12 protein-coding genes are annotated in these 22,114 nt (G+C 60.4%); 5 read left to right on the plus strand and 7 right to left on the minus strand.

What is annotated here, in order from left to right:
• Positions 1-46 precede the first annotated feature (46 nt).
• Positions 47-1,849 carry an acyl-CoA dehydrogenase gene (locus I9H07_RS21770; RefSeq protein WP_236424214.1) on the plus strand — a complete coding sequence of 601 codons (1,803 nt, stop codon included), beginning with the start codon at positions 47-49 and terminating at the stop codon, positions 1,847-1,849.
• Positions 1,850-1,871: 22 nt separating this feature from the next.
• Here the strand turns inward: I9H07_RS21770 and I9H07_RS21775 are convergent, their stop codons facing one another.
• A complete protein-coding gene (locus I9H07_RS21775; RefSeq protein WP_236424213.1) occupies positions 1,872-4,493 on the minus strand; it encodes a dermonecrotic toxin domain-containing protein in 2,622 nt (873 codons plus the stop codon).
• A gap of 107 nt (positions 4,494-4,600) precedes the next feature.
• Entirely contained in the window at positions 4,601-7,741 is a 3,141-nt protein-coding gene (locus I9H07_RS21780) for a dermonecrotic toxin domain-containing protein (protein WP_058390758.1), read from the minus strand.
• 250 nt (positions 7,742-7,991) lie between these two features.
• Between I9H07_RS21780 and I9H07_RS21785 the strand changes: the two genes are divergently transcribed.
• On the plus strand, positions 7,992-9,734 hold the full coding sequence (locus tag I9H07_RS21785; protein WP_024675519.1) for a potassium/proton antiporter: 1,743 nt from the start codon (positions 7,992-7,994) through the stop codon (positions 9,732-9,734).
• Positions 9,735-9,772: 38 nt separating this feature from the next.
• Positions 9,773-13,162: a mechanosensitive channel MscK gene (mscK, locus tag I9H07_RS21790; RefSeq protein ID WP_024675518.1), complete on the plus strand. Its 3,390-nt coding sequence runs from the start codon at positions 9,773-9,775 to the stop codon at positions 13,160-13,162.
• A gap of 65 nt (positions 13,163-13,227) precedes the next feature.
• Here the strand turns inward: mscK and I9H07_RS21795 are convergent, their stop codons facing one another.
• From I9H07_RS21795 to I9H07_RS21815, 5 genes are read right to left on the minus strand one after another with little or no spacing between them, the layout of a single operon-like run.
• Entirely contained in the window at positions 13,228-14,961 is a 1,734-nt protein-coding gene (locus I9H07_RS21795) for an acetyl/propionyl/methylcrotonyl-CoA carboxylase subunit alpha (protein ID WP_236424211.1), read from the minus strand.
• Positions 14,958-16,562, minus strand: coding sequence for a 5-oxoprolinase/urea amidolyase family protein (locus I9H07_RS21800; RefSeq protein WP_236424209.1), 1,605 nt, complete (start codon positions 16,560-16,562; stop codon positions 14,958-14,960). Before I9H07_RS21800 ends, I9H07_RS21795 begins: the two co-directional genes overlap by 4 nt.
• A gap of 9 nt (positions 16,563-16,571) precedes the next feature.
• Entirely contained in the window at positions 16,572-17,369 is a 798-nt protein-coding gene (locus I9H07_RS21805) for a putative hydro-lyase (RefSeq protein WP_236424208.1), read from the minus strand.
• Positions 17,370-17,371: 2 nt separating this feature from the next.
• Positions 17,372-18,136 (minus strand): LamB/YcsF family protein, encoded by a 765-nt coding sequence (locus I9H07_RS21810; protein WP_024675514.1) that lies wholly within the window; start codon positions 18,134-18,136, stop codon positions 17,372-17,374.
• A gap of 15 nt (positions 18,137-18,151) precedes the next feature.
• Entirely contained in the window at positions 18,152-19,384 is a 1,233-nt protein-coding gene (locus I9H07_RS21815) for an NRAMP family divalent metal transporter (RefSeq protein WP_024645429.1), read from the minus strand.
• Positions 19,385-19,637: 253 nt separating this feature from the next.
• Here I9H07_RS21815 and I9H07_RS21820 point away from each other — a divergent pair, with 253 nt between their 5' ends.
• Both I9H07_RS21820 and selO read left to right on the plus strand, forming a co-directional pair.
• The gene (locus I9H07_RS21820; RefSeq protein ID WP_080266705.1) at positions 19,638-20,312 is read left to right on the plus strand and encodes a GntR family transcriptional regulator; all 675 of its coding nucleotides are present in this window, start codon (positions 19,638-19,640) and stop codon (positions 20,310-20,312) included.
• Between the two features lie 128 nt (positions 20,313-20,440).
• On the plus strand, positions 20,441-21,904 hold the full coding sequence (gene selO, locus I9H07_RS21825) for a protein adenylyltransferase SelO (RefSeq protein ID WP_024675511.1): 1,464 nt from the start codon (positions 20,441-20,443) through the stop codon (positions 21,902-21,904).
• Positions 21,905-22,114: the final 210 nt, after the last annotated feature.

Consider the following 22,114-nt stretch of genomic DNA (forward strand, 5'->3'; position numbering starts at 1 on the left):
GCAACCCGACCTAGACTCGATCCATTCCAAGAATAGGTACGCCATCATGTCCGAGTCGCTGCTCAGTTCCCGAAATCTGGCTTTCGAGCTGTATGAAGTGCTGGACGCCGAGGGGCTGATCCGGCGTGAACGGTTTGCCGAGCACTCGCGGGAAACCTTCGATGCAGCGCTGGGGACGGCGCGAGCCATTGCGCAAAAGTACTTCGCGCCACACAACCGCAAGGCCGACGAGAATGAACCGCGCTATGAGAACGGCGAGGCCATTCTGATTCCGGAGGTCAAGCCGGCAGTCGATGCGTTTCTTGAGGCTGGCTTTCTCAATGCGTCGCGTGATTTCGAGGCAGGCGGCATGCAGTTGCCTACCTTGCTGTCGCAAGCCTGTTTTGCACATTTCCAGGCGGCCAATGTCGGGACTACGTCGTACCCGTTTCTGACGATGGGTGCCGCCAATCTGATCGAGAGCTTCGGCAACGACGAACAGAAGCAGCGCTTTCTGCAACCGATGATCGAGGGCCGTTTTTTCGGCACCATGGCGCTGACCGAGCCGCAGGCTGGCTCGTCGCTGTCGGATATTCGCACGCGCGCCGAACCTGCATCCGACGGCACCTATCGGCTGCGCGGCAACAAAATCTTCATTTCCGGGGGCGATCATTCGCTGTCGGAAAACATTGTGCACATGGTCCTGGCAAAACTGCCGGATGCGCCCGGCGGGGTCAAAGGCATCTCGCTGTTCATCGTGCCCAAGTTCCTGGTCAATCAGGACGGCAGCCTCGGCAAGCGCAACGATGTGCTGCTGGCCGGGCTGTTTCACAAGATGGGCTGGAAAGGCACCACGTCCACGGCGCTTAACTTTGGCGATAACGGTGAGTGCGTCGGCTATCTGGTGGGCAAGCCGCACCAGGGTCTGAGTTACATGTTCCAGATGATGAACGAAGCGCGCATCGGCGTGGGCCTTGGCGCCACAATGCTGGGTTACTCGGGTTACCTTTACTCGCTGGAGTACGCACGCGACCGGCCTCAGGGACGCCTGCCAGACAGCAAAAGCCCGGAAAGCAAGCCGGTGCCGATCATCCAGCACGCTGACGTGCGACGCATGTTACTGACCCAGAAAGCCTACGTGGAAGGCGCGTTCGACCTCTGCCTGTACGCCTCACGGCTGTTCGATGATACGCAGACCGGCGAAACCGAAGATGTCCGCAAACAGGCCCACGAGTTACTCGACCTGCTGACCCCCATCGTCAAGTCCTGGCCCTCGGAGTTCTGCCTGAAAGCCAACGAGCTGGCGATTCAAGTCCTCGGTGGCCACGGCTATACCCGCGAGTACCCGGTCGAGCAGTATTACCGGGACAACCGTCTCAACCCGATCCATGAGGGCACACAAGGTATTCAGTCCCTGGACCTGCTGGGGCGTAAACTGGCGCAGAATGGCGGTACAGGCCTCAAGCAACTGCTGCGCCTGATCTCCGGCACATGCGAGCAAGCGCTGGTGCATGAATCACTGGATGAACTGCGCCAGCCACTGGAGCAACTGGTCACGCGCTTGCAGGCTGTCACCCTCGGGCTATTGACTGACCTGGCGCAAGGCAGAATCAGCAGCACGCTCGCCAACTCGGCGCTGTACCTCAAGGTATTCGGGCACACCCTCATCGGCTGGCGCTGGCTGGAGCAGGCCATTCGAGCCGAACAGGGTCTGAGCAAAGGCAATCCGGCCGACAGCGATTTTTACAACGGCAAATTGCAAGCTGCCCGGTACTTCCTGACCTGGGAAATACCGGGCTGCCATCACGAACTGACGATTCTGGAAAACCGTGATGACACGTGCCTGGCAATGCGCGATGACTGGTTCTGATGACAACCTGGCGGGTTATTGATCAGTGAGAACTGAACAGGTCAGCCAGTGGGTCCTGTGGAAAGAATCGGTCGACCAGTACCTTGGCATCTGTCCCCAGTTTAAGCGCGTATTGCTCTCGACTGAACGGCTCGCCTGTACGCAGATCATAAAGCGCCCGCGCCTGAATGGGACGGTCAACCTCCTGTATCTGGACTTTCATGATGCGATAAAACTCGCCGCTCACTTCTTCGATGCTGTCGATCTGGAAGTAACATCCGGGCAGAAAGATCGATTCGGCCTCCTCGGGTGAGGCCGAGAATGGCGCAATCGGCGTAGCCCTCAGATAACGCCCTTTGGGCAAAACGAAAACCACCGAGGTGTCATCGAACGTGACCGGCCCAAGCATGGCGCTGGCCGGCGCACCGGCCCGACTGCTGGCGAAAGTACCCACCACATAAGGGTTTTCGCTGAACGAAGTGACATCGGTATTGACCAGCACATCCCCGACCTTGATCTGCCCGCCGCGGAACACGGCACCCGAAGTCCCTCGATCACCACTGCCGCCTCGGTACAACTCGACATCATTGTTGTACCCCACCACATTGATGTCATCGGCCAGCCGCTCTATCGCTCTGATCTGGTTTCTGCCCTTACGCTCACCTGTGCGCAGGAACCGGTTGAATTCCGAATCATCCTGGGTGTAGAGCGTGATATTGGCTCCGTGATAGTCGTCCTCACCGAGTTTGAAAACCCGATGTTTACCCTGCCAGGGGTCCCTGTACACTTCGTCGCCATCCGGTGAAGAGTCGGACTCCAGCACGTCATCCGGAGCTGGCTGCCAGATGTCCATGACCTCTTTCTGCCGGGCCAGAGCGGTTTCTGCAAAGTGCTGCTCATTGAAAATATCAGTTTGCAGATACCGGTCCCAGAACGTGGAACGCACCGTCACATAAGGTGTGCCCGCCGCGCCAGATGAGCTGCCGGACGGCCCCTGCACATCCATGGGAGAGCCGCCCTGCAAGCCGGGCGACTCTACCAGCGTCCACTGCCCTTCGGCGTTCAGCCGGACCGGCTTGCTGCCGATGAATGCAAACGGATTATCAGGATTGACGACTAACCAGCACTGCTGTTGCTCACTGAACATCACGCGGTACGGCAATTGCGCGAGCTTGATCCAGGTTTCGCCATTGCCCAGCGTATAAATGCCACGCAACCTGCCCTCGTCGGCTGAAGGCGTAAGCGTGTCCAGCAGCAGATTTCCTTCCAGGTTATTCAGCGGGTCAGTAAGCGGGTTGTCGCCCTCCATGACTTCGCCGGGGATCAACGCAACGTCCTCTTGCGCCACCCGTAATGGTTGGGACGTAGCACGTATCGACATCAATAGCGGCAGATTGAAAAGCAGATAAAGCGTGTTGAGAATCGCCCCCAACACGCCAGCCTTGCGTTGCGCCGGAGTTTTGCCATTGACCGCCTGATCGATGTTCAGACCGGTATTGGCAAGGCTTGCGCCAACCAGCGTCAAAGCGATTGGCCAGCCCAGTGGCGCAAGTCCGCCAAAAACCTGCAGAAACGCACTCAGATAACCGATCCACATCTGCTTGCGCAGGTCGGCATTGGAGTTCAGCAACTGACCCGCGTCGGCGGCCATGACCTGACGAGCGATGTCACGCAGGTAGACAAAGGGATCACCCACAACAGGTGCCTGACATTGATTGATAAGCCGAACGTCGACACGCCAGTCTTGGGCGAGCACATCGCTCACCCCGCGAAAAAACCTGGCGCTGTCTTTTTCTCGGGACGCTTCCCCCCGCAGGAAATGGGTCGTTATGGCCTTATTGGTCTGCTCGTTCATGAACTGACCCTTGAGCCAGGAGTACAAAGCGCGTTCGTTATCGAATACCTGAAAAGGCTGTTCGGCATCGGGCAGGTAAATCACCTCCCGCCCGTCAGCGATGACAATACGCAGAATGTCATGGGCCGCGATGCCGTTTATATCCAGCGTATGCACTGCAAGACCAGACGTTGCCGGAGGCGATTCCCGCAGGGACTTCAGCGTTGGTGCCAGCAATGGATCAGCAGTCACGATGCGAGTGACCTGTTTGAAATCCTCTGGCGACAGTTGACCCTTGCGCAGGCAATTCCCGGCTGCAACCAGATAGCGCGCCTTGGCAAGAATGCAGAAGTTTTCACTGTGCGTGTTCCAGAAACGCTCCATACGGCGCGAGTACAGCGCACTGAAGTCGAGCGTCCACATGTCTGCAAGCACAGCCTGCGGCAACATCGGCACCTCATTACGCTCGTCAAAAAAGCCATGATCCGGGCCATCGGTATAGAAACCGCCGTACAGAGAAAGCTCGTCACTGGCTTCCTGATCGTGGGCACTGAAGTGCTGCATGAGCAGTTCGATCAACGTCATCGACTGCAGCGGTTTCCCGGAATGCTGCCAACCGGTGAACGTGCGCGAACTGCTGCTGGCGGAACCGAAACGATGCCAGTACACCTTTTCAGGATTGAACGCCCTGTGGGTGTGCTGAAGAATGATCTTGCTGGCCGCATCACAGGCCAGATCGTGCAGATCGGGATAATCGAGAACAAACTGCCGCGCGCGCTCGCGCAGCAGTTTCTGATCGGTTTCAGGTATGTCCAGAGAGGGGGATGTCATGACGTCTTCCTGTATTGAGAAGTCATGTACGTAATCACTCACCGCACCGTTCGTGGCACTAACTATTTACAGCGCCACGTCTTAAAGCCATCAGCAGACGGTGACGGCTACCAGCCGTTTTCAGAGCCAGGCGTTATCTTCGCCCTGGCTTTGAACGGGAAGTAAAAGTCCACGGCTTGGTTCAGGTGATCGATATATAACGCGGACAGGACTTCATCAACCGGCAGATAGGAGCGCTCCAGCAGATCGAAATAGTCAGGCCGCAGCTTTCTCAAGACGTCTGACATGAGCTTGGGGCCGGTCAGGTCCGAAATGCGCGTCATGTAGGGTGTCATTCTGTCTCTCGAGGCGCTGCGCAAGGCTTCGCTGCTGCGGTCGATGAAGGGTCTGCGCGTACTGAAAAACGCCTTATTGGCCTGCTTTTCATTTTGGAAACGCGTGTTTATTTCTTTCAGGATCCTCTTCAGGACCGGGTTGTCCGGATGGCTGGCGAAATGGCTGTTACCCGGCCCGCTGTAACTTAATTGCGGCGCATCCAGACGCCTTCCCAGCAATACATCATTGGGACCTGCTTTCAATGGCGTGCCTGCGAAAGGGACGTCAATGGTGTCATCGCAATCAAGATAAATACCGCCGTATTCGTTGATCAGCCGATAACGCAGAATGTCCGACGCAGCCGCATAATTACGATTGTCCGAGTGCATGAAATAGTTGAACGCCTCGCCATTTTCGCCACTCAGGAAATCGGCAAAGAACGCGTCTTCCTTGAGTCTGGAAATCTGCATCTGCGGATGTGCGCTGAAGTAATCCACCAACTGCTGATGCGCCGTCGGATGGTTGATATCGATATGCAGTTCAAAGCGCAAGTCCGGGCTGGTGCGCATGTTGTCCAGCATCTTTTGCAGCAGATTATCGCCCGGCATGCGTTCGCCCAGCCATATGTGATGAACCACACGGCTGACGGGCTCGGCATCTGCAGGTAACCTGGGCACACGAGGGAAGGAATAGATTTCGAAGCGGCGGCTCTGTGGCAGTTTTGCCTCTACCTTCCTGAATGCATCTGCCGACCCGCTGTTCCAGACCCCGTTACGGTCCAGCCAGACAACGCCGCTTGAGGACGGATCAGTTCGCCAGCACGGAATATCGGCATCGTAATAGACGTTCCTCCTGATCCCTCCAATCTGAATGAAGTACTTCTCTACGACCGTCCCTTTTGCCTGGCTCAGGACTTCTTCGACCATGATCTGATCCAGAGGCAACTCGACCTGCACTTTGGGTCCCCAGCGCTGAACCTTGATCGCCGGCTCATCAGGTATGACCGCCACCACGGCGCTCTCCGCCTCGCTGGCCGGCGGCAACTGCGAACCATCGAAGCTCTCCCCGCCACGCAAACCGAGCTTGAGGTCCAGATCCCAATAGCCGGTGTCGATAGTCTTCACGTAGGGTCCCCAGACACGCGGATCGGCATCAGAGCGAATCCGGTACTGTTTTTCCTGTGGCACCCACTCGACCCGAAAAGCCTGATCATGCAGTTCGATGTAACTTTTGCCTTGCAGCGGATAAAGGCCCGCCACTTCCCCCGACGCCAGTCCTGGCAGATTTTGAGTCACTTCGAGCGCGCGCAACAGGCGGCGCATTTTGGCATCGAGCGAACGCAAGGCCGGCGGCTCTTCCCTGAACACCGGAATCGGCTCGACCTCGACAGCAGGGTCGATCGGGGTGGTTGGGCCAGAAACTTCGTAACCGTCTCCCGTCTCGTCAATCAGCCCGGTTTCGGCGCCAGCCTCCACCGCAGCGCCCTCCTCGGCAAGGATCGGCAACGCGTTCAATACCCCGAAGGCAATCCGCCCAAGCCCCGCCTGGCGCTCGTCCAGCGTGCGGCCATTGACCGCCGCGTCGACGCCCAGTCCGACCAGTGCAAGGGACAGCCCCGCGATGACCGGAATCAGTTCGGGAAAGACGATGGCAACGCCGCCCAGGACAGACACACACTCACTCAAACCGCTGCTGGCTTCCTCTTTCCAGTAATCGCCATGGCTGCGTATTTTTTGCAGCGCGTCAGCTTCAGACTTCGCCTTGACCCGATCCTTGAAGTGCGAGAACGGCCAGGGCTGCAGCGGCTCGCCGAACTGCACCAGTTTGCGCGGGTTCCACGCGCCGGTCGCGGCGTCCAGTAGTTTCGGGTAGACAGCGAAACCTCTGAGGGCGGTGGCAACGCCACTGTAGAAAAAGCCATCGACGTCATCCGCGGCATTGAAATGCCCCTCTAAAGACCGGCGTTTGCCCGGATCCTTGCACATCAGCGCGACCCAGTCCTTGAGTGCGTCGGCGTTGGCGAACGCATGAATGGGTGACGAGTTGCCGGGGATATAGAGCAGGACGGTCGGCGAATCGGCACTGCGGATGACCATGATGTCGACCGCGCTATAGCCATGCACGTGCAATTCGGAAATCGTCACGCGAGTGGAAATCGGGGCGGCAACAAAAGCGTCGAAACTCAGCTGTTTCCAACCCTGATCAGCGGGCAGCCCGAGCGCCTCCAGTACCATGTCCTTGTGCTCGGCCTTGAGCGTGTTTTCCTCCGCTTGCAGCCAGGCCGCCCTGAACAGACCGGCCTTGAGCATCAGGTTGTAGTCGTCGGCGTGCGCCTGCCAGAACTGGTTCAGATAAGCGAGATAACCGGCTTGCAGGTTGTGATCCCAGATGTACTGTTTGAACGCCTCGGCCGTCAGGCGAAGCTGGGTCGTCGAATCGTAGTGCTGCGGATCGGATTTCCGATACACCGCTTCATAAGCGACGCAGTCATAGGGCGGCAGTGTTTCATCCACGACCTGAGAGTCGAGACCGTCCTCATGATGGGGCTGCAAATGCCCGAGGTGATCAAACCAGTCGCCATTGCCCTTTTGCTGCCAGTTGCGCAGCAGCGCCTCGGTCAGCGTCATCGAGTGAGCGACATTGGCACGGTGAGGAGCGGGATAGAGCTTCGGGTCTTCGATATACAGCGTGGCGATCAGGGTGTCGTCCGGATCGATCTCGACACCCCACCTTGACTGGCACTCCTGTGCCACATCCCGCGCAGCAAGGGCGGCAGGTGACTGCAGGTTGATCGGGTGAAGCCGGAAGTGATCGCTGACCGAAAAGTCTTCACGCACCCGCGCCCAGAACTCTGCGTCAGAGTCATCATCGCCATCCCTGTCGTCATCGTCGAAATCGTCGAAGTTGTAATGCGCTGCAAATTCATCGTCCATGATGAAAAACCTTCTTGATGGTTGGAGCCCCGACACTAGGGCCCATGAAGGACAAGTCTGCGGTATATAGGTATGTGTCAGCCGCTGGATTGCAACCAATCGTGAGCCCGAGAGCGCCGGCCTGCGTCAATCGCTCGAAATTGCTCTTTGACAGCCAAGCAATTCAACAGGTTAAATCGCTTGGCACGCGGACTGCATGGTCAGCTTTCGCCCTTCCCGCTTCAATTCAGTTTTCTACGGAGTACCGCCTTTGGACGCCACCACCATCAACAGCCTGTTCCTGATCGGCGCGTTGCTGGTAGCCGCAAGCATCCTGGTCAGTTCTCTTTCGTCGCGCCTCGGCATTCCGATTCTGGTCATCATCCTCGCTGTCGGAATGGTGGCGGGTGTGGATGGCGGCGGCATCATCTTCGACAACTACGCAGCGGCTTATCTGGTCGGCAACCTGGCATTGGCGGTGATTCTGCTCGACGGCGGCCTGCGCACGCGGGTGTCCAGTTTTCGGGTCGCGCTATGGCCAGCCTTGTCGCTGGCGACGGTCGGCGTCCTCATCACCACCGTGCTGACCGGCATGATGGCCGCCTGGTTGTTCAATCTGAGCATCATTCAGGGGCTGTTGATCGGCGCGATCGTCGGCTCGACAGACGCCGCAGCGGTGTTTTCCCTGCTCGGCGGCAAAGGCCTCAATGAGCGGGTGACTGCCAGCCTGGAAATCGAATCGGGCAGCAACGACCCCATGGCGGTGTTTCTCACCGTGACCCTGATCGGCATGATCGCCAGCGGCCAGACCGGCCTGCATTGGGGCCTGCTGGGGCATCTGATTCAGGAATTCGGCATCGGCAGCTTCATCGGTCTGGGCGGCGGCTGGATTCTGTTGCAACTGGTCAACCGCATCAACCTGGCCGCTGGCCTGTATCCGATTCTGGTGATTGCCGGTGGTCTGGCGATCTTCGCGCTGACCAACGCCATTCACGGCAGCGGCTTCCTGGCGGTGTATCTGTGCGGCCTGGTGCTCGGCAACCGGCCGATTCGCAGCCGCCATGGCATCCTGCACATGCTCGACGGCATGGCCTGGCTGGCGCAGATCGGCATGTTCCTGGTGCTGGGCCTGCTGGTCACGCCGCACGACCTGCTGCCGATTGCGATACCGGCGTTGGGTCTGGCGCTGTGGATGATTCTGGTCGCACGCCCGTTGTCGGTGATGGTCGGTCTGCTGCCGTTCAAAGCATTCCATGGTCGCGAGAAGGCGTTTATCGCCTGGGTCGGCCTGCGCGGCGCGGTGCCGATCATTCTCGCGGTGTTCCCGCTGATGGCCGGGCTGCCGCATGCCCAGCTGTACTTCAACCTGGCGTTCTTCATCGTGCTGGTCTCGTTGCTGCTGCAAGGCACCAGCCTGCCGTGGATGGCCAAGCTGCTCAAGGTCACGGTTCCGCCTGATCCGGCGCCCATTTCCCGGGCCGCACTGGAAGTTCACGTGACCAGCGAGTGGGAACTGTTCGTGTACCGTCTGGGTGCCGAAAAGTGGTGCATCGGCGCGGCACTGCGCGAATTGAAAATGCCGGAAGGCACCCGCATCGCGGCCTTGTTCCGCGGCCAGCAACTGCTTCACCCGTCCGGCAGTACGACCCTGGAAGTCGGCGACCTGCTGTGTGTCATCGGCCATGAGCATGACCTTCCGGCGCTGGGCAAACTGTTCAGCCAAGCCCCGCAGCGTGGTCAGGACCTGCGTTTCTTCGGCGACTTCGTGCTCGAAGGCGACGCTCGGCTGGGTGAAGTCGCGGCGCTGTATGGCCTGAAACTCGACGGTATCGACCCGAATATGCCGCTCAGTCAGTTTATTGTGCAGAAGAACCGTGGCGAGCCGGTGGTAGGCGACCAGATTGAATGGAATGGAACTATTTGGACGGTTGCCGTGATGGACGGGAACAAGATCCAGAAAGTCGGCGTCAAATTCCCCGAAGGAACCCGCCCGGGCCCCGGACTGTTCCTTTAAACTGCCAATCCACACGTACCATCATGCGACCGGTGTCTATGTTTTCCCTGCGTTCCATTTGTGCTGCCGCACTGTTTGCGCTCTGCCTGTCTACATTTCCGGCGCTGGCCGCCGACCCGCCAACCGCTCAGGCTGTCCAGCAAAGCCTCGACAAGATCGCCGACCGCAAGCTATCGGATGCCGATCAGAAGGCATTGCAGCAGGTGCTCGAGCAAACGCTCGGTTTCCTGGCCAGCAAGGACGACAGCGAGCAGAAGCTCAAGGCACTCAAACAGCAGCTCAATGAAGCCCCGAAACAGACCACAGAGAACCAGCGCGAGCTGGCCCGCCTGAAGGAAAGCAAGATCGTTCCGGTCGCGCAGCGTTATGGTGGCCTGGACGTACCGCAGCTTGAGCAGTTGCTCAGCCAGCGCAGCACCCAGCAAAGCGACCTGCAGAAAGAACTCAACGACGCCAACAGCCTGACCATCACCGCCCAGACCCGACCGGAGCGAGCGCAGGCTGAAATCAGTGCCAACCAGACGCGTATCCAGCAGATCAACAACATCCTCAAGAACGGCAAGGATAACGGCAAGACGCTGACCGCAGATCAACGCAACCTGCTCAATGCCGAACTGGCGTCGATCAACGCCTTGAACCTGTTACGTCGTCAGGAACTGGCGGGCAACAGCCAGTTGCAGGACCTCGGCGGCAGCCAGCATGACCTGCTGACCGAAAAAGTCGCTCGTCAGGAGCAGGAAATTCAGGACCTGCAAACCCTGATCAACGACAAGCGCCGCGCCCAGTCGCAGAAAACCGTGGCCGAGCTGTCACTTGAAGCGCAGAAGTCCGGTGGCAGCAGCCTGCTGGCGACCGAAAGTGCTGAAAACCTCAAGCTCTCCGACTACCTGCTGCGTGGCACCGATCGCCTCAACGAACTGACCCAACAGAACCTCAAGACCAAACAGCAGCTCGACAACCTGACCCAGACTGATCAGGCCTTGAGCGAGCAGATCAATGTCCTGAGCGGCAGCCTGCTGCTGTCGAAAATCCTCTACAAACAGAAACAGTCCCTGCCGCATCTGGAGCTGGACAAAGGCCTGGCTGACGAAATCGCCAACATCCGCCTGTACCAGTTCGACATCAATCAGAAGCGCGAGCAGATGAGCACCCCGAACGCGTACGTTGATCGTCTGCTCGCCACTCAACCGCCCGAAAACGTCACGCCGCAACTGCGCAGAACGCTGCTGGACCTGGCGATCACCCGCAGCGACCTGCTGGAACGTCTGAACCGCGAACTGAGCGCGCTGCTCAACGAATCCATCACCCTGCAACTGAACCAGAAACAGCTGACCAGCACCGCGCTCAGCCTGCGCTCCACGCTGGACGAGCAGATGTTCTGGATCCCCAGCAACAAGCCGCTGGATCTGGAGTGGTTCCAGAACATCTGGCCGCGCCTGGAAAAACAGATTGCGACCCTGCCCTGGACATCCAGCCTCAGCGAACTGTCGGACGGTCTGACCCAGCGCCCGCTGCTGTTTCTGCCTCTGCTGTTGCTGATCGGTGTGCTGACCTGGAGGCGCAAGGCGCTGTACCAGAAGCTCAACCGGCTGCATGCCGACATTGGCCACTTCAAACGTGACAGCCAGTGGAAAACGCCGCTGGCCCTGCTGATCAACGTGCTGCTGGCGATGCCGGTTGCACTGGGGCTGGCCCTGTGCGGCTATGCCCTGCAAATCGACGCCCGTGGGCAAAACGCCAATCTGGGCGAGGCCTTGCTGCAGATCGCCCTGGCCTGGCTAGTGTTCTACACCGCGTATCGCGTGCTGGCCCCGCAAGGCGTCGCGCAATTGCACTTCCGCTGGGAAACGGCGCAGGTCGAATTCCTGCGTGGCTGGATTCGTCGTCTGGGCCTGGTGGTACTGGCGCTGGTGGCGGTGGTCGCGGTTGCCGAACACCAGCCTGCGGCGCTGGCCGACGATGTGCTGGGTATCGGCGTGGTACTGACCTGTTACGCGCTGATGACCTGGCTGCTGGGCCGCCTGTTGATCTCAAGCCCGACGCACCACAACGCTTCACTGTTCCGCAAGGCCATCGGCGTGGCGTTCACGGCATTGCCCGTCGCGCTGTTTCTGGCGGTGTGCTTCGGCTATTACTACACCGCACTCAAGCTCAGCGACCGGCTGATCGACACCCTGTACCTGATGATGATCTGGCTGATGGTCGAAGCGACCTTCGTCCGTGGCCTCGGCGTTGCGGCACGGCGGCTGGCCTACCAGCGCGCACTGGCCAAGCGTCAGGCAGCGCGAGAAAGCGGCGACAGCGATATTCCGGTCGAAGAACCGAAGCTGGACATCGAGCAGGTTAACCAGCAGTCGCTACGCCTGATTCGACTGGCCTTGCTGGCCGGTTTTGTCGGCGCGCTGTACCTGGTCTGGGCCGAGCTGATCACAGTGTTCGCCTACCTCGACAACATCATTCTCTACGAATACACCAGCGGCACCGGCGCCAACATGAGCATGGTGCCGATCAGCCTGAGCGACTTCCTCGGCGCCGGCGTGATCATCGTCACCACCTTCGTGCTGGCGGGCAACCTGCCCGGCCTGCTGGAAGTGCTGGTGCTGTCACGCATGAACCTGGCGCAAGGCAGTGCCTACGCGACGACCACGTTGCTGTCCTACACCATCGCCGGCATCGGGTTCGTGACCACGCTGTCGACGCTGGGCGTGAGCTGGGACAAATTGCAGTGGCTGGTCGCGGCGCTGTCGGTCGGCCTGGGGTTCGGCATGCAGGAGATCTTCGCCAACTTCATTTCCGGCATCATGATCCTGTTCGAACGCCCGGTACGGATCGGCGACACCATCACCATCGGCGCCCTGTCGGGTACGGTCAGCAAGATCCGCATTCGTGCCACGACCATCACCGACTTCGACCGCAAGGACATCATCGTCCCGAACAAGACCTTCATCACCGGCCAGTTGATCAACTGGTCACTGACCGACACAGTCACCCGCGTGACGCTCAAGCTGGGCGTGGACTACGGCTCTGATCTGGATCTGGTGCGTTCATTGCTGCTGCAAGCCGCGCGGGAAAACCCTCGGGTGCTCAAAGAACCAGAGCCGATCGTCTACTTCCTGAATTTCGGCGAAAGCACCCTCGACCACGAACTGCGCATGCACGTACGCGACCTGGGCGACCGCAACCCGGTGCTGGACGAGATCAACCGCTTCATCAACCGCGAGTTCAAGAGGCAGCACATCAACATCTCGTTCCGCCAGATGGAGATCTACCTCAAGAACACTCAGGGCCTGGAATACAAACTGGTCCCCGCCGAACCAGCCGAAAAAGGCGACGCTCCTACCGGAAAAACCACCCTGCAACCGGTGGACACCAAAGTCGCCCCGGCAACCAAGGATGCGCCAGAGCCGCCTGAGTTACGCCTGGATTGAATCAGTTCTTTCCCGCGCATACGCGCAACCGGGCAATAACCCGGTTGCGCGTGAACATCGCTGAATCAGCCCTCTATGCGCCCGATTACTGACTTGGCTTCGAAGTAGCCGCCAGGCTCCTTGCCTACCTTCAACTGCCCGGCACACGGCGCCAGAATTGAAGTTTCCATCTTCATCGCTTCCATGATCGCGATCACCTGACCTTTCTCCACCGTTGCGCCCTCCTCGACCGCCCAGGCGTGCAGATTACCGGCAACCGGCGTCAGCACGGCGTGCGGGTCCGGGGCCTCGGCAGCGGGCTGGCTGGCGTCAGCCGGTGCTGGCGAGTTCAGGCTCATGCCACGCAGCAGCGCAGCAGGCAGGCCCAACTCGTGGCGTTTGCCGTCGATTTCGACGAAGGTGCGCAGCACGCCAGGGTCGACCGGCGCAGTGTTGCGCTGTGCAATGGTGACCTGTTCGGCAAAGTCGGTTTCGATCCAGCGGGTGTGTACCGCGAAGGTGTCGGCAGCGGTAAAGTCGGCATGGTCCATGACCTCCCGATGGAACGGCAGCACGGTGGCGACGCCCTCCACCTTGAATTCGGCCAGGGCGCGACGGGCGCGGCTGATGGCCTGTTCACGGGTTGCGCCGGTGACGATCAGCTTGGCGATCATCGAATCGAAATTCGGTGATACCCGTGAGCCTTCAGTCACGCCGGTGTCCAGACGCACGCCCGGCCCGGAGGGTGGCTGGAAGACGTCGATGCTGCCCGGCGTCGGCAGAAAGCCGTTGCCTGCATCCTCGGCGTTGATGCGGAATTCGAAGCTGTGGCCGCGAGGTACAGGCGTGCCGTCGAACGACAGCGGCAGACCGTCGGCGACGCGCAATTGTTCGATGACCAGATCGATACCGCTGGTTTCTTCAGTGACCGGGTGCTCAACCTGCAAGCGCGTGTTGACCTCCAGAAACGACAGCGTGCCATCGCCACTGAGCAGGAACTCCACGGTTCCGGCACCGACATAACCGGCTTCGGCGCAGACCGCACGGGCTGACTCGTGGATGCGCTGGCGCAAGTCGTCGTTCAGGTAGGGCGCCGGAGCCTCTTCGATCAGCTTCTGGTTGCGACGTTGCAGTGAGCAGTCGCGCGTACCTACAACGACCACCCGGCCATGACGGTCAGCAATGATCTGCGCTTCGATATGCCGTGGGCGGTCCAGAAAGCGCTCGACGAAGCACTCGCCACGGCCAAACGCCGAAACGGCTTCGCGCACCGCAGACTCGTACAGCTCGGCAACTTCATCGAGTTTCCAGGCGACCTTCAAACCACGGCCACCACCGCCGAACGCCGCTTTGATGGCAATCGGCAGGCCGTGCTGCTCGGCAAAGGCGACCACTTCGGAGGCGTCGTTTACCGGGTTTTCAGTACCGGCCACCAGCGGCGCGCCGACTTTGAGCGCGATACGTCGGGCCTGAACCTTGTCGCCCAGTGCGTCGATGGTCGCAGGATCGGGGCCGATCCAGGTCAGGCCGGCGTCGATCACCGCGCGAGCGAATTCGGCGCGTTCCGAGAGGAAGCCGTAGCCTGGATGGACCGCGTCGGCCCCCGCACGGGCCGCCACCGCCAGCAGTTTCTCGATGTTCAGGTAGGTGTCGGTCGGGCGTTCGCCCTGCAAGCCGTACGCTTCATCGGCCTGGCGCACATGCAGCGCATCGATATCAGCATCGGCATACACCGCCACCGAAGCGACGCCATAGTCACGGCAGGCACGGGCAATACGGACGGCAATTTCGCCACGGTTGGCAATCAGAACCTTTTTCATCGGTTATTGGTCTCGTCTGAAGTGGCGGGATGCACTGGCTCGAAGGCACCCAGCGGGTTGAAGCGAATGCGCGCATTGACCGGAATCTGCCCGGCCTTGTCGAGGTGGTAGGTGGCGACAGCGCCGATGACCGGGTAGCCGCCGGTCAACGGATGATCGGCCAGAAACAGCACCGGCTGGCCGCTTGGTGGCACCTGAATGGCGCCGACCGTGGTGCCTTCGCTGGGCAGCTCACCACTGACGGCGCGCTCCAGCGACTGCTCGCCCGCCAGACGGATACCGATGCGGTTCGATTGCGGCGTTACCAACCAGGTCTGTTGCGCCAGCAATTGCTGCGCCTCGGCGGTGAACCAGTCGCTGCGCGGGCCCATGACTACGTCCAGCGTGATGACCTGATCGGCACGCGGCATGTCGAAGGCCGGTTGCTCGGCCACTGACACAGCAGGGCCGCCGGTCCTGCGCCTGAAGCCCAGCCGGTCACCGGCCGCCAGCGCTGGGGGCCCGACCTGGGCCAGCGTGTCCGTCGACAGGCTGCCGAGCACCGGCTCCTGAACGAAACCACCGCGAACCGCCAGATAACTGCGCAGCCCGGCAGTCGGTGAACCGACGCTGACCTGATCGCCGGTCTGCAGCGAAAAAGGCGCGTAAAGCGGCGGCTGTAGCCGTTGGCCGTCGGCGGTCAGCACCTCGACCGGGACCTGAGCGCCAGTCACCGCGACAACGGCTTGCCCCTGACAGGTAAACGTCAGGCCACCCATGAGAATTTCCAGGCAAGCGCTGGCCGGGTCATTGCCGACTGCGCGATTAGCCGCACGCAACGCACCACGGTCCAGCGCGCCGGAGGCCGAAACGCCCTGCCCGGCCTGACCGGGACGGCCCAGGTCCTGAAACAGGGTTTGCAGGCCCGGCGCAGTGATGTCCAGATAATCCTCGGTGAGCGTCGAAGCCTGCTGACGAGCAGGCGCAGCCACCGACACGCGGGTGGCAGGCAGCGGACCGGCATCAACGAAACGCACGCGATATCCGGGCTGCAGCAAGGCGGGTTCGTCGCGCTGCAAATCCCACATTCTCGATTCGGTGACACCGATGATCTGCCAGCCGCCGGGGCTGGCCTGTGGATAAATCCCGCTGAACCCACCGGCCAGCGCCACCGCCCCCGCCGGAATGCGAGTGCGTGGCGTGCTGCGCCGCGGGACCACGAAACCGGCACCACCGCTCAGGTACGCAAAGCCGGGCGCGAAGCCGCAGAACGCCACGTTGTAGTCGCTGCCGGTGTGGCGTTTGATTACCTCTTCGACACTGATATCCAGCTCGCGGGCGACGTCGGCCAAGTCTTCGCCGTTGTAGTGGACCGGAATTTCGATCAGCTTGCCGGGCTCGCGCGCCTGACCGCGAATGTCGCGTGACGCTATCTGCGTTGCCAAGGCGTCGAAGCCAATCGCTGCGGGGCGAAAATGCACCAGCAGGGTCCGCGCAGCCGGAACGATTTCCTCCACGCCAGCGATGGGCACCTGCTGCAGCGATTCGAACAGGGCCAGGGTCTCGTCCAGATTCGACAGTTCAACCAGGAGCGCATCCAGGTTGGCCGGGTAGAAACGCATGAGCCTCTCCTATACGTGGTAGTAGCTGTCCGGGATATCGGTAATGAACATGTGGCCCGGCGCATGAGAAATCGCAAACGGCACGCGGGAGGCCATGACCACCGCTTGTGGCGTGACACCGCAAGCCCAGAACACCGGGATCTCGCCGGGTTTGATGGTCACCGCATCGCCGAAGTCCGGACGCGCAAGGTCCTTGATGCCGAGCAATTCAGGCTCGCCGACATGCACCGGCGCGCCGTGCACGCCAGGATACCGGCCGGTGATCCGCGCTGCTTCCGCGACCCGGTCTGCTGCAATCGGCCGCATCGACACCACCATTTCGCCCTGAAGACGACCGGCAGGCCGACAGATCCGATTGCTGCGGTACATGGGCACGTTGCAGCCTTCGCTGATGTGCCGTACATCGATCCCGGCGTTCATCAGGTCGGTTTCGAAAGTGAAGCTGCAACCGATCAGAAAACTGACCAGATCGCCGTGCTGCGCCCAGACTTCGCGTGCGTCGCTGACTTCTTCAGCCAGTTGGCCATCGCGCCAGACCCGATACAACGGCAGGTCGGTACGCAAGTCGGCCTGCTCGGCCAGCAGCGTGGTGTAACTGCCGGGCTCGGTCACATCCAGCACCGGGCAGGCCTGCGGGTTGCGCTGGGCGAACAGCAGAAAGTCGTAAGCCCAGTCACGTGGCAGCGTGATCATGTTGCACTGGGTCAGACCAGGGGCCTGGCCAGCAGTCGGCGAGACCAACCCTTTGCGGTAACGAGCGCGGGCTTCAATGGCTGCCTGACGGGCATGTTGCAGTGTGCTGTTCATGATCAGCCTCGACTGAATGCGCGGACGGTGACGCCTGCGTCGTGCAGGCGGTTTTTCAGGATGCGTGCGATGTTCACCGCGCCGGGGCTGTCGCCATGTACGCAGATCGAATCAGCTTGCAGGCTGATCTCGCGTCCGTCTTCGGCCTCGATAACCCCGTCGCGCACCAGCCGCAGCATGCGCTCGGCGATCAGCTCGGCGTCGTGCAGCACGGCACCGGGCCGCGAACGGGACACCAGCGTGCCCTCAGCGGTGTAGGCACGGTCGGCGAAGGCTTCGGCCACGCAAGACAATCCCGCTTCACGCGCCCAATCGAGCAGTGGCGAATTGGCCAGGCACACCAGCTTCAAGGCCGGATCGACGCGCAACAATGCCTGAATGACCGCCGCCGCCTGACGCGGTTCGCCAGCAATGGTGTTGTACAGCGCGCCGTGGGGCTTGACGTAACTCACCGACGTCCCGGCGCTGCGGGCCAGGCCTTGCAGTGCGCCGATCTGATAGATGACGTCGGCCATCAACTGATCAGTCGGGATGTCCATGTTGCGACGGCCGAAGCCGACAAGGTCCGGGTACGCCACGTGGGCACCGATCGACACGCCGCGTGCGGCAGCGGCTTCAAGGGTGCGCAGGATTCCCGCCGGATCACCGGCATGAAAGCCGCAGGCCACGTTGGCGCTGCTGACCACATCGAGAATCGCTTCGTCATCACCCATGCTCCAGGCGCCGAAGCTTTCGCCGAGATCGCTGTTCAGGTCTATCGCAGGCATTTCTTGCTCTCCGGATCAGGCTGCATTGATAAAGGCAAAGATGGGACCGACTGACTTGAACGCCATGTACCACGACAACAGGCACGTCAGCACGCCCAGCACCAATAGCCAGCGAGGATAGTGGTAGCCGTCCATCATGTCGGACCGGCGCCAGCCGACGTACATGAAAATGCTCAGGCCGAGCGGCAGGATCAAGCCGTTGAAGCCACCGGCAAATATCAACAGTGCGGCAGGCGGTTTGCCGAGCATGACGTATACGACCACGGTGATCAGAATAAAACCGACCGTCGCCAGATTGCGCGCTCGCTCGGTGATGCGTTTCGAAAACACCGTAATGAACGACATCGACGTATAGGACGCGCCGATCACGCTGCTGATACCGGCAGCCCACAGCACCAGGCCGAACATGATCAGGCCAAAGTTGCCAGCCGCCGCCGTAAACGCCTGGGCCGCAGGGTTTGCGCCCTTGCCCGATACGTCGATGACAACGCCACTGGCGACCACGCCGAGAATCGCGAGAAACAATATGTAACGGACAACCCCGGTGACCAGAATACCGGTCAGCGCCGCCTTGGACACCACATCGATATTTTCGACCCCAACGGTGCCGCGATCCAGCAGGCGATGAGCACCGGCATAGGTGATGTAGCCACCCACCGTGCCGCCGACGATAGTCGTGATGGCGGCGAAATCGACCATGTCCGGCAGGATCGTCTGGCGCAACGCTTCACCCAGCGGCGGATGCGAGGCAAAGGCGGCAAACAGGATCAGACCGACTTTCAAGGTGCCCAGCACCATCATGATGCGGTCCATCGCGATGCCTGCTCGATGCGAGGAAAAGATCGCAATGGCGATCAGCGCACTCAAGGCACCACCCCACTTGGGGTCGAGGCCTGTCAGCGCATTCAGGCCCAGGCCTGCACCGGCAATGTTGCCCAGGCTGAACACCAGCCCGCCGAAAATCACCAGCACCGCCAGCAGATAACCGCTGCCCGGAATCGCCACGTTGGCCAGATCCGCCGCACGCATTTTGGTCAGCGTGACGATACGCCAGACATTCAGTTGCACCACGAAGTCGATCAGGATCGACGCCAGAATGCCGAAGGCAAAGGCCGCCCCGAGCGTGGCGGTAAAGGTGGCGGTCTGGGTCAGAAAGCCCGGGCCGATGGCAGAGGTCGCCATCATGAAGATCGCGGCAATCAATGAGGCGCGGCGCGCCTTGGTGAACTCATTGGCAGTCTGTGTCACAGCGGCATTCCTGAGATGAGGGATACTCTGCCTCAGCAATCACCATGCCAAGGCTCAGTCAACGCTGCCAAGCTGTAGATGTATAACGATAATATTGTTGAACAATGTAATATCTATCGCCCTTCCAAATGCACCACATTGTTACCCTTGCGCTCATATGTGCTACCCGATGAAGCACATACCGGCCATCCTCCTTGCCAGCCATCAAGCTCTCGTGGAATATCAAAGCCGCTTTTCCCTTACTGGATCCTTTATGAATGACGCCCCTCTCTCCCTGCCCCGTACGCGTGGAGAATCCCTCACCCAGGAACTGCGCAGAATGCTCGTGGAAGGCGAACTGGTCCCCGGGCAACGGCTGTCGGAAGCGGCGCTGGCGGACAGCCTGCAGGTTTCCCGCAACACCTTGAGAGAGGCGTTCAGAGTCCTGACCCGCGAGGGCTTGCTCAAGCATGAGCCCAACCGTGGCGTGACGGTGGCCGAACCGGATATGGCGTCGATCATCGACATCTACCGTGTGCGCCGCTTTATCGAATGCACAGCCATTGCCCAGGGCTACCCGCAACACCCTGGCGTGCGGCGCATGCGCGCGGCGGTCGACGCCGGTATCAAGGCCCGCGAAGCCCGCGACTGGGTGGCGGTCGGCACGGCCAACATGATGTTCCACAAGGCAATCGTCGAGTTGGCGGACAGCCCGCGACTGGTCACGTTTTACGGGCAGATTTCGGCAGAATTGCGCCTCGCGTTCGGGCTGCTGAACAACCCCGAACTGCTTCACTCGCCTTATCTGGACATGAACGCCGCTGTTCTCGGCTGTCTTGACGCCGGCCAGACCGACGAGGCGACGCGGATGCTGGAAGACTATCTGGTGCAATCGGAACGGACGATTCTGGCCGCTTTCCAGCGCAGCCGAACCGGCAGTCAGGCCTGACACCTGATCGCCAGAACTACCACTGATGGTCCGGGTCTACGGGTTCTGAGCGCTGAAACCCGCCCGACGAGCCACACAGGCCGCCGTTCCGTTGCACGCCTGAAACTCTCCTCTGGAGGCGACACGCTGTGAAAGCACTCGACGAACTCATTTTCGACAATCGCTTTGCCCGCCTGGGCGATGCGTTTTCCACCCATGTCTTGCCAGAGCCTATCGATGCGCCGCGGCTGGTGGTCGCCAGCACGTCAGCGCTGGCATTGCTGGACCTGGCCCCGGAACAGGCTGACCTGCCGCTGTTCGCGGAGATTTTCAGCGGCCACAAGCTCTGGTCAGAGGCGGAACCACGGGCAATGGTTTATTCCGGCCATCAGTTCGGTTCCTATAATCCGCGTCTGGGCGATGGCCGTGGTCTGCTGCTGGGCGAGGTCTACAACGACGCGGGCGAGCATTGGGATCTGCACCTGAAGGGCGCTGGCCGAACGCCGTATTCGCGAATGGGCGATGGGCGGGCTGTGCTGAGGTCTTCGATCAGGGAATTTCTGGCGTCCGAAGCATTGCATGCGCTGGGCATTCCCAGCAGCCGTGCGGGTTGTGTGGTCAGTTCCAGCACGCCGGTATGGCGCGAAACCCAGGAATATGCCGCCATGGTGCTGCGTCTGGCGCAGAGCCATGTGCGTTTCGGCAGCCTTGAATACCTGTTCTACACCAAGCAGCCGGAGCAGTTGAAGACGCTGGCCGAGCATGTGCTGACGATGCATTACCCGCAGTGTCAGGAACAGCCGGAACCCTACCTGGCGATGTTTCGCGAGATCGTCGAACGTAATGCCGAGTTGATCGCCAAGTGGCAGGCCTATGGTTTCTGTCACGGGGTGATGAATACCGACAACATGTCGATTCTGGGCATTACCTTCGATTTCGGTCCGTTTGCGTTTCTGGATGATTTCGATGAGCACTTCATCTGCAATCACTCCGATCACGAGGGCCGTTACTCCTTCAGCAATCAAGTGCCCATTGCGCAATGGAACCTCAGCGCGCTGGCACAGGCCTTGACGCCCTTCATCAGTGTGGAAGCGCTGCGCGAGACAATTGGCCTGTTTTTGCCGCTGTATCAAGCGCACTACCTGGACCTGATGCGCCGTCGCCTGGGCCTTACGGTTGCCGAGGAGCAGGATGACAAACTGGTCAGCCGGTTACTGCAATTGATGCAGAGCAGCGCGGTGGATTACACCTTGTTCTTCCGCCGCCTGGGTGATCAACCGGCCGCCGAAGCGCTGCGTGCGCTGCGTGACGACTTCGTCGATATCAAGGGTTTCGATGGCTGGGCCGAAACGTATCTGGCGCGTATCGCCCGCGAAGACAACGGTACCGAGCAGGACCGTCAGACCCGCATGCACGCGGTCAATCCACTGTACATCCTGCGTAACTACCTGGCGCAGAACGCCATCGAAGCGGCTGAAAAAGGCGACTACGCAGAAGTCCGCCGCCTGCATCAGGTGCTCTGCAACCCCTTTACCGAACAACCCGACATGCAAGGCTATGCCCAGCGCCCACCGGACTGGGGCAAGCACCTGGAGATCAGTTGCTCGTCGTGAGGGCGACACACCTATCGTGCCCATGGAGCGTGAGGAACGATAGGCGTAGAACACTATCGTGCCCATGCTCCGCGTGGGTATGCCGTTCTGGACGCTCTGCGTCCGCTCTTGAATGTGCAGCGCGGCGCAGAATTGTGACGCGTAGCGTCACACAAGGCATTCCCACGCTGGAGCGTGAGGAACGATAGGCTTCCGAAAGAACACTATCGT

Source organism: Pseudomonas syringae (assembly GCF_023278085.1).
Taxonomy (GTDB): domain Bacteria; phylum Pseudomonadota; class Gammaproteobacteria; order Pseudomonadales; family Pseudomonadaceae; genus Aquipseudomonas; species Aquipseudomonas syringae_Q.

Bases quoted from the DNA above. Each gene is read 5' to 3' on its own strand.
- I9H07_RS21770 (WP_236424214.1), top strand. From the start codon at position 47: ATGTCCGAGTCGCTGCTCAGTTCCCGAAATCTGGCTTTCGAGCTGTAT.
- I9H07_RS21775 (WP_236424213.1), bottom strand. From the start codon at position 4,493: ATGACATCCCCCTCTCTGGACATACCTGAAACCGATCAGAAACTGCTG.
- I9H07_RS21780 (WP_058390758.1), bottom strand. From the start codon at position 7,741: ATGGACGATGAATTTGCAGCGCATTACAACTTCGACGATTTCGACGAT.
- mscK (WP_024675518.1), top strand. From the start codon at position 9,773: ATGTTTTCCCTGCGTTCCATTTGTGCTGCCGCACTGTTTGCGCTCTGC.
- I9H07_RS21795 (WP_236424211.1), bottom strand. From the start codon at position 14,961: ATGAAAAAGGTTCTGATTGCCAACCGTGGCGAAATTGCCGTCCGTATT.
- I9H07_RS21800 (WP_236424209.1), bottom strand. From the start codon at position 16,562: ATGCGTTTCTACCCGGCCAACCTGGATGCGCTCCTGGTTGAACTGTCG.
- I9H07_RS21805 (WP_236424208.1), bottom strand. From the start codon at position 17,369: ATGAACAGCACACTGCAACATGCCCGTCAGGCAGCCATTGAAGCCCGC.
- I9H07_RS21810 (WP_024675514.1), bottom strand. From the start codon at position 18,136: ATGCCTGCGATAGACCTGAACAGCGATCTCGGCGAAAGCTTCGGCGCC.
- I9H07_RS21820 (WP_080266705.1), top strand. From the start codon at position 19,638: ATGAATGACGCCCCTCTCTCCCTGCCCCGTACGCGTGGAGAATCCCTC.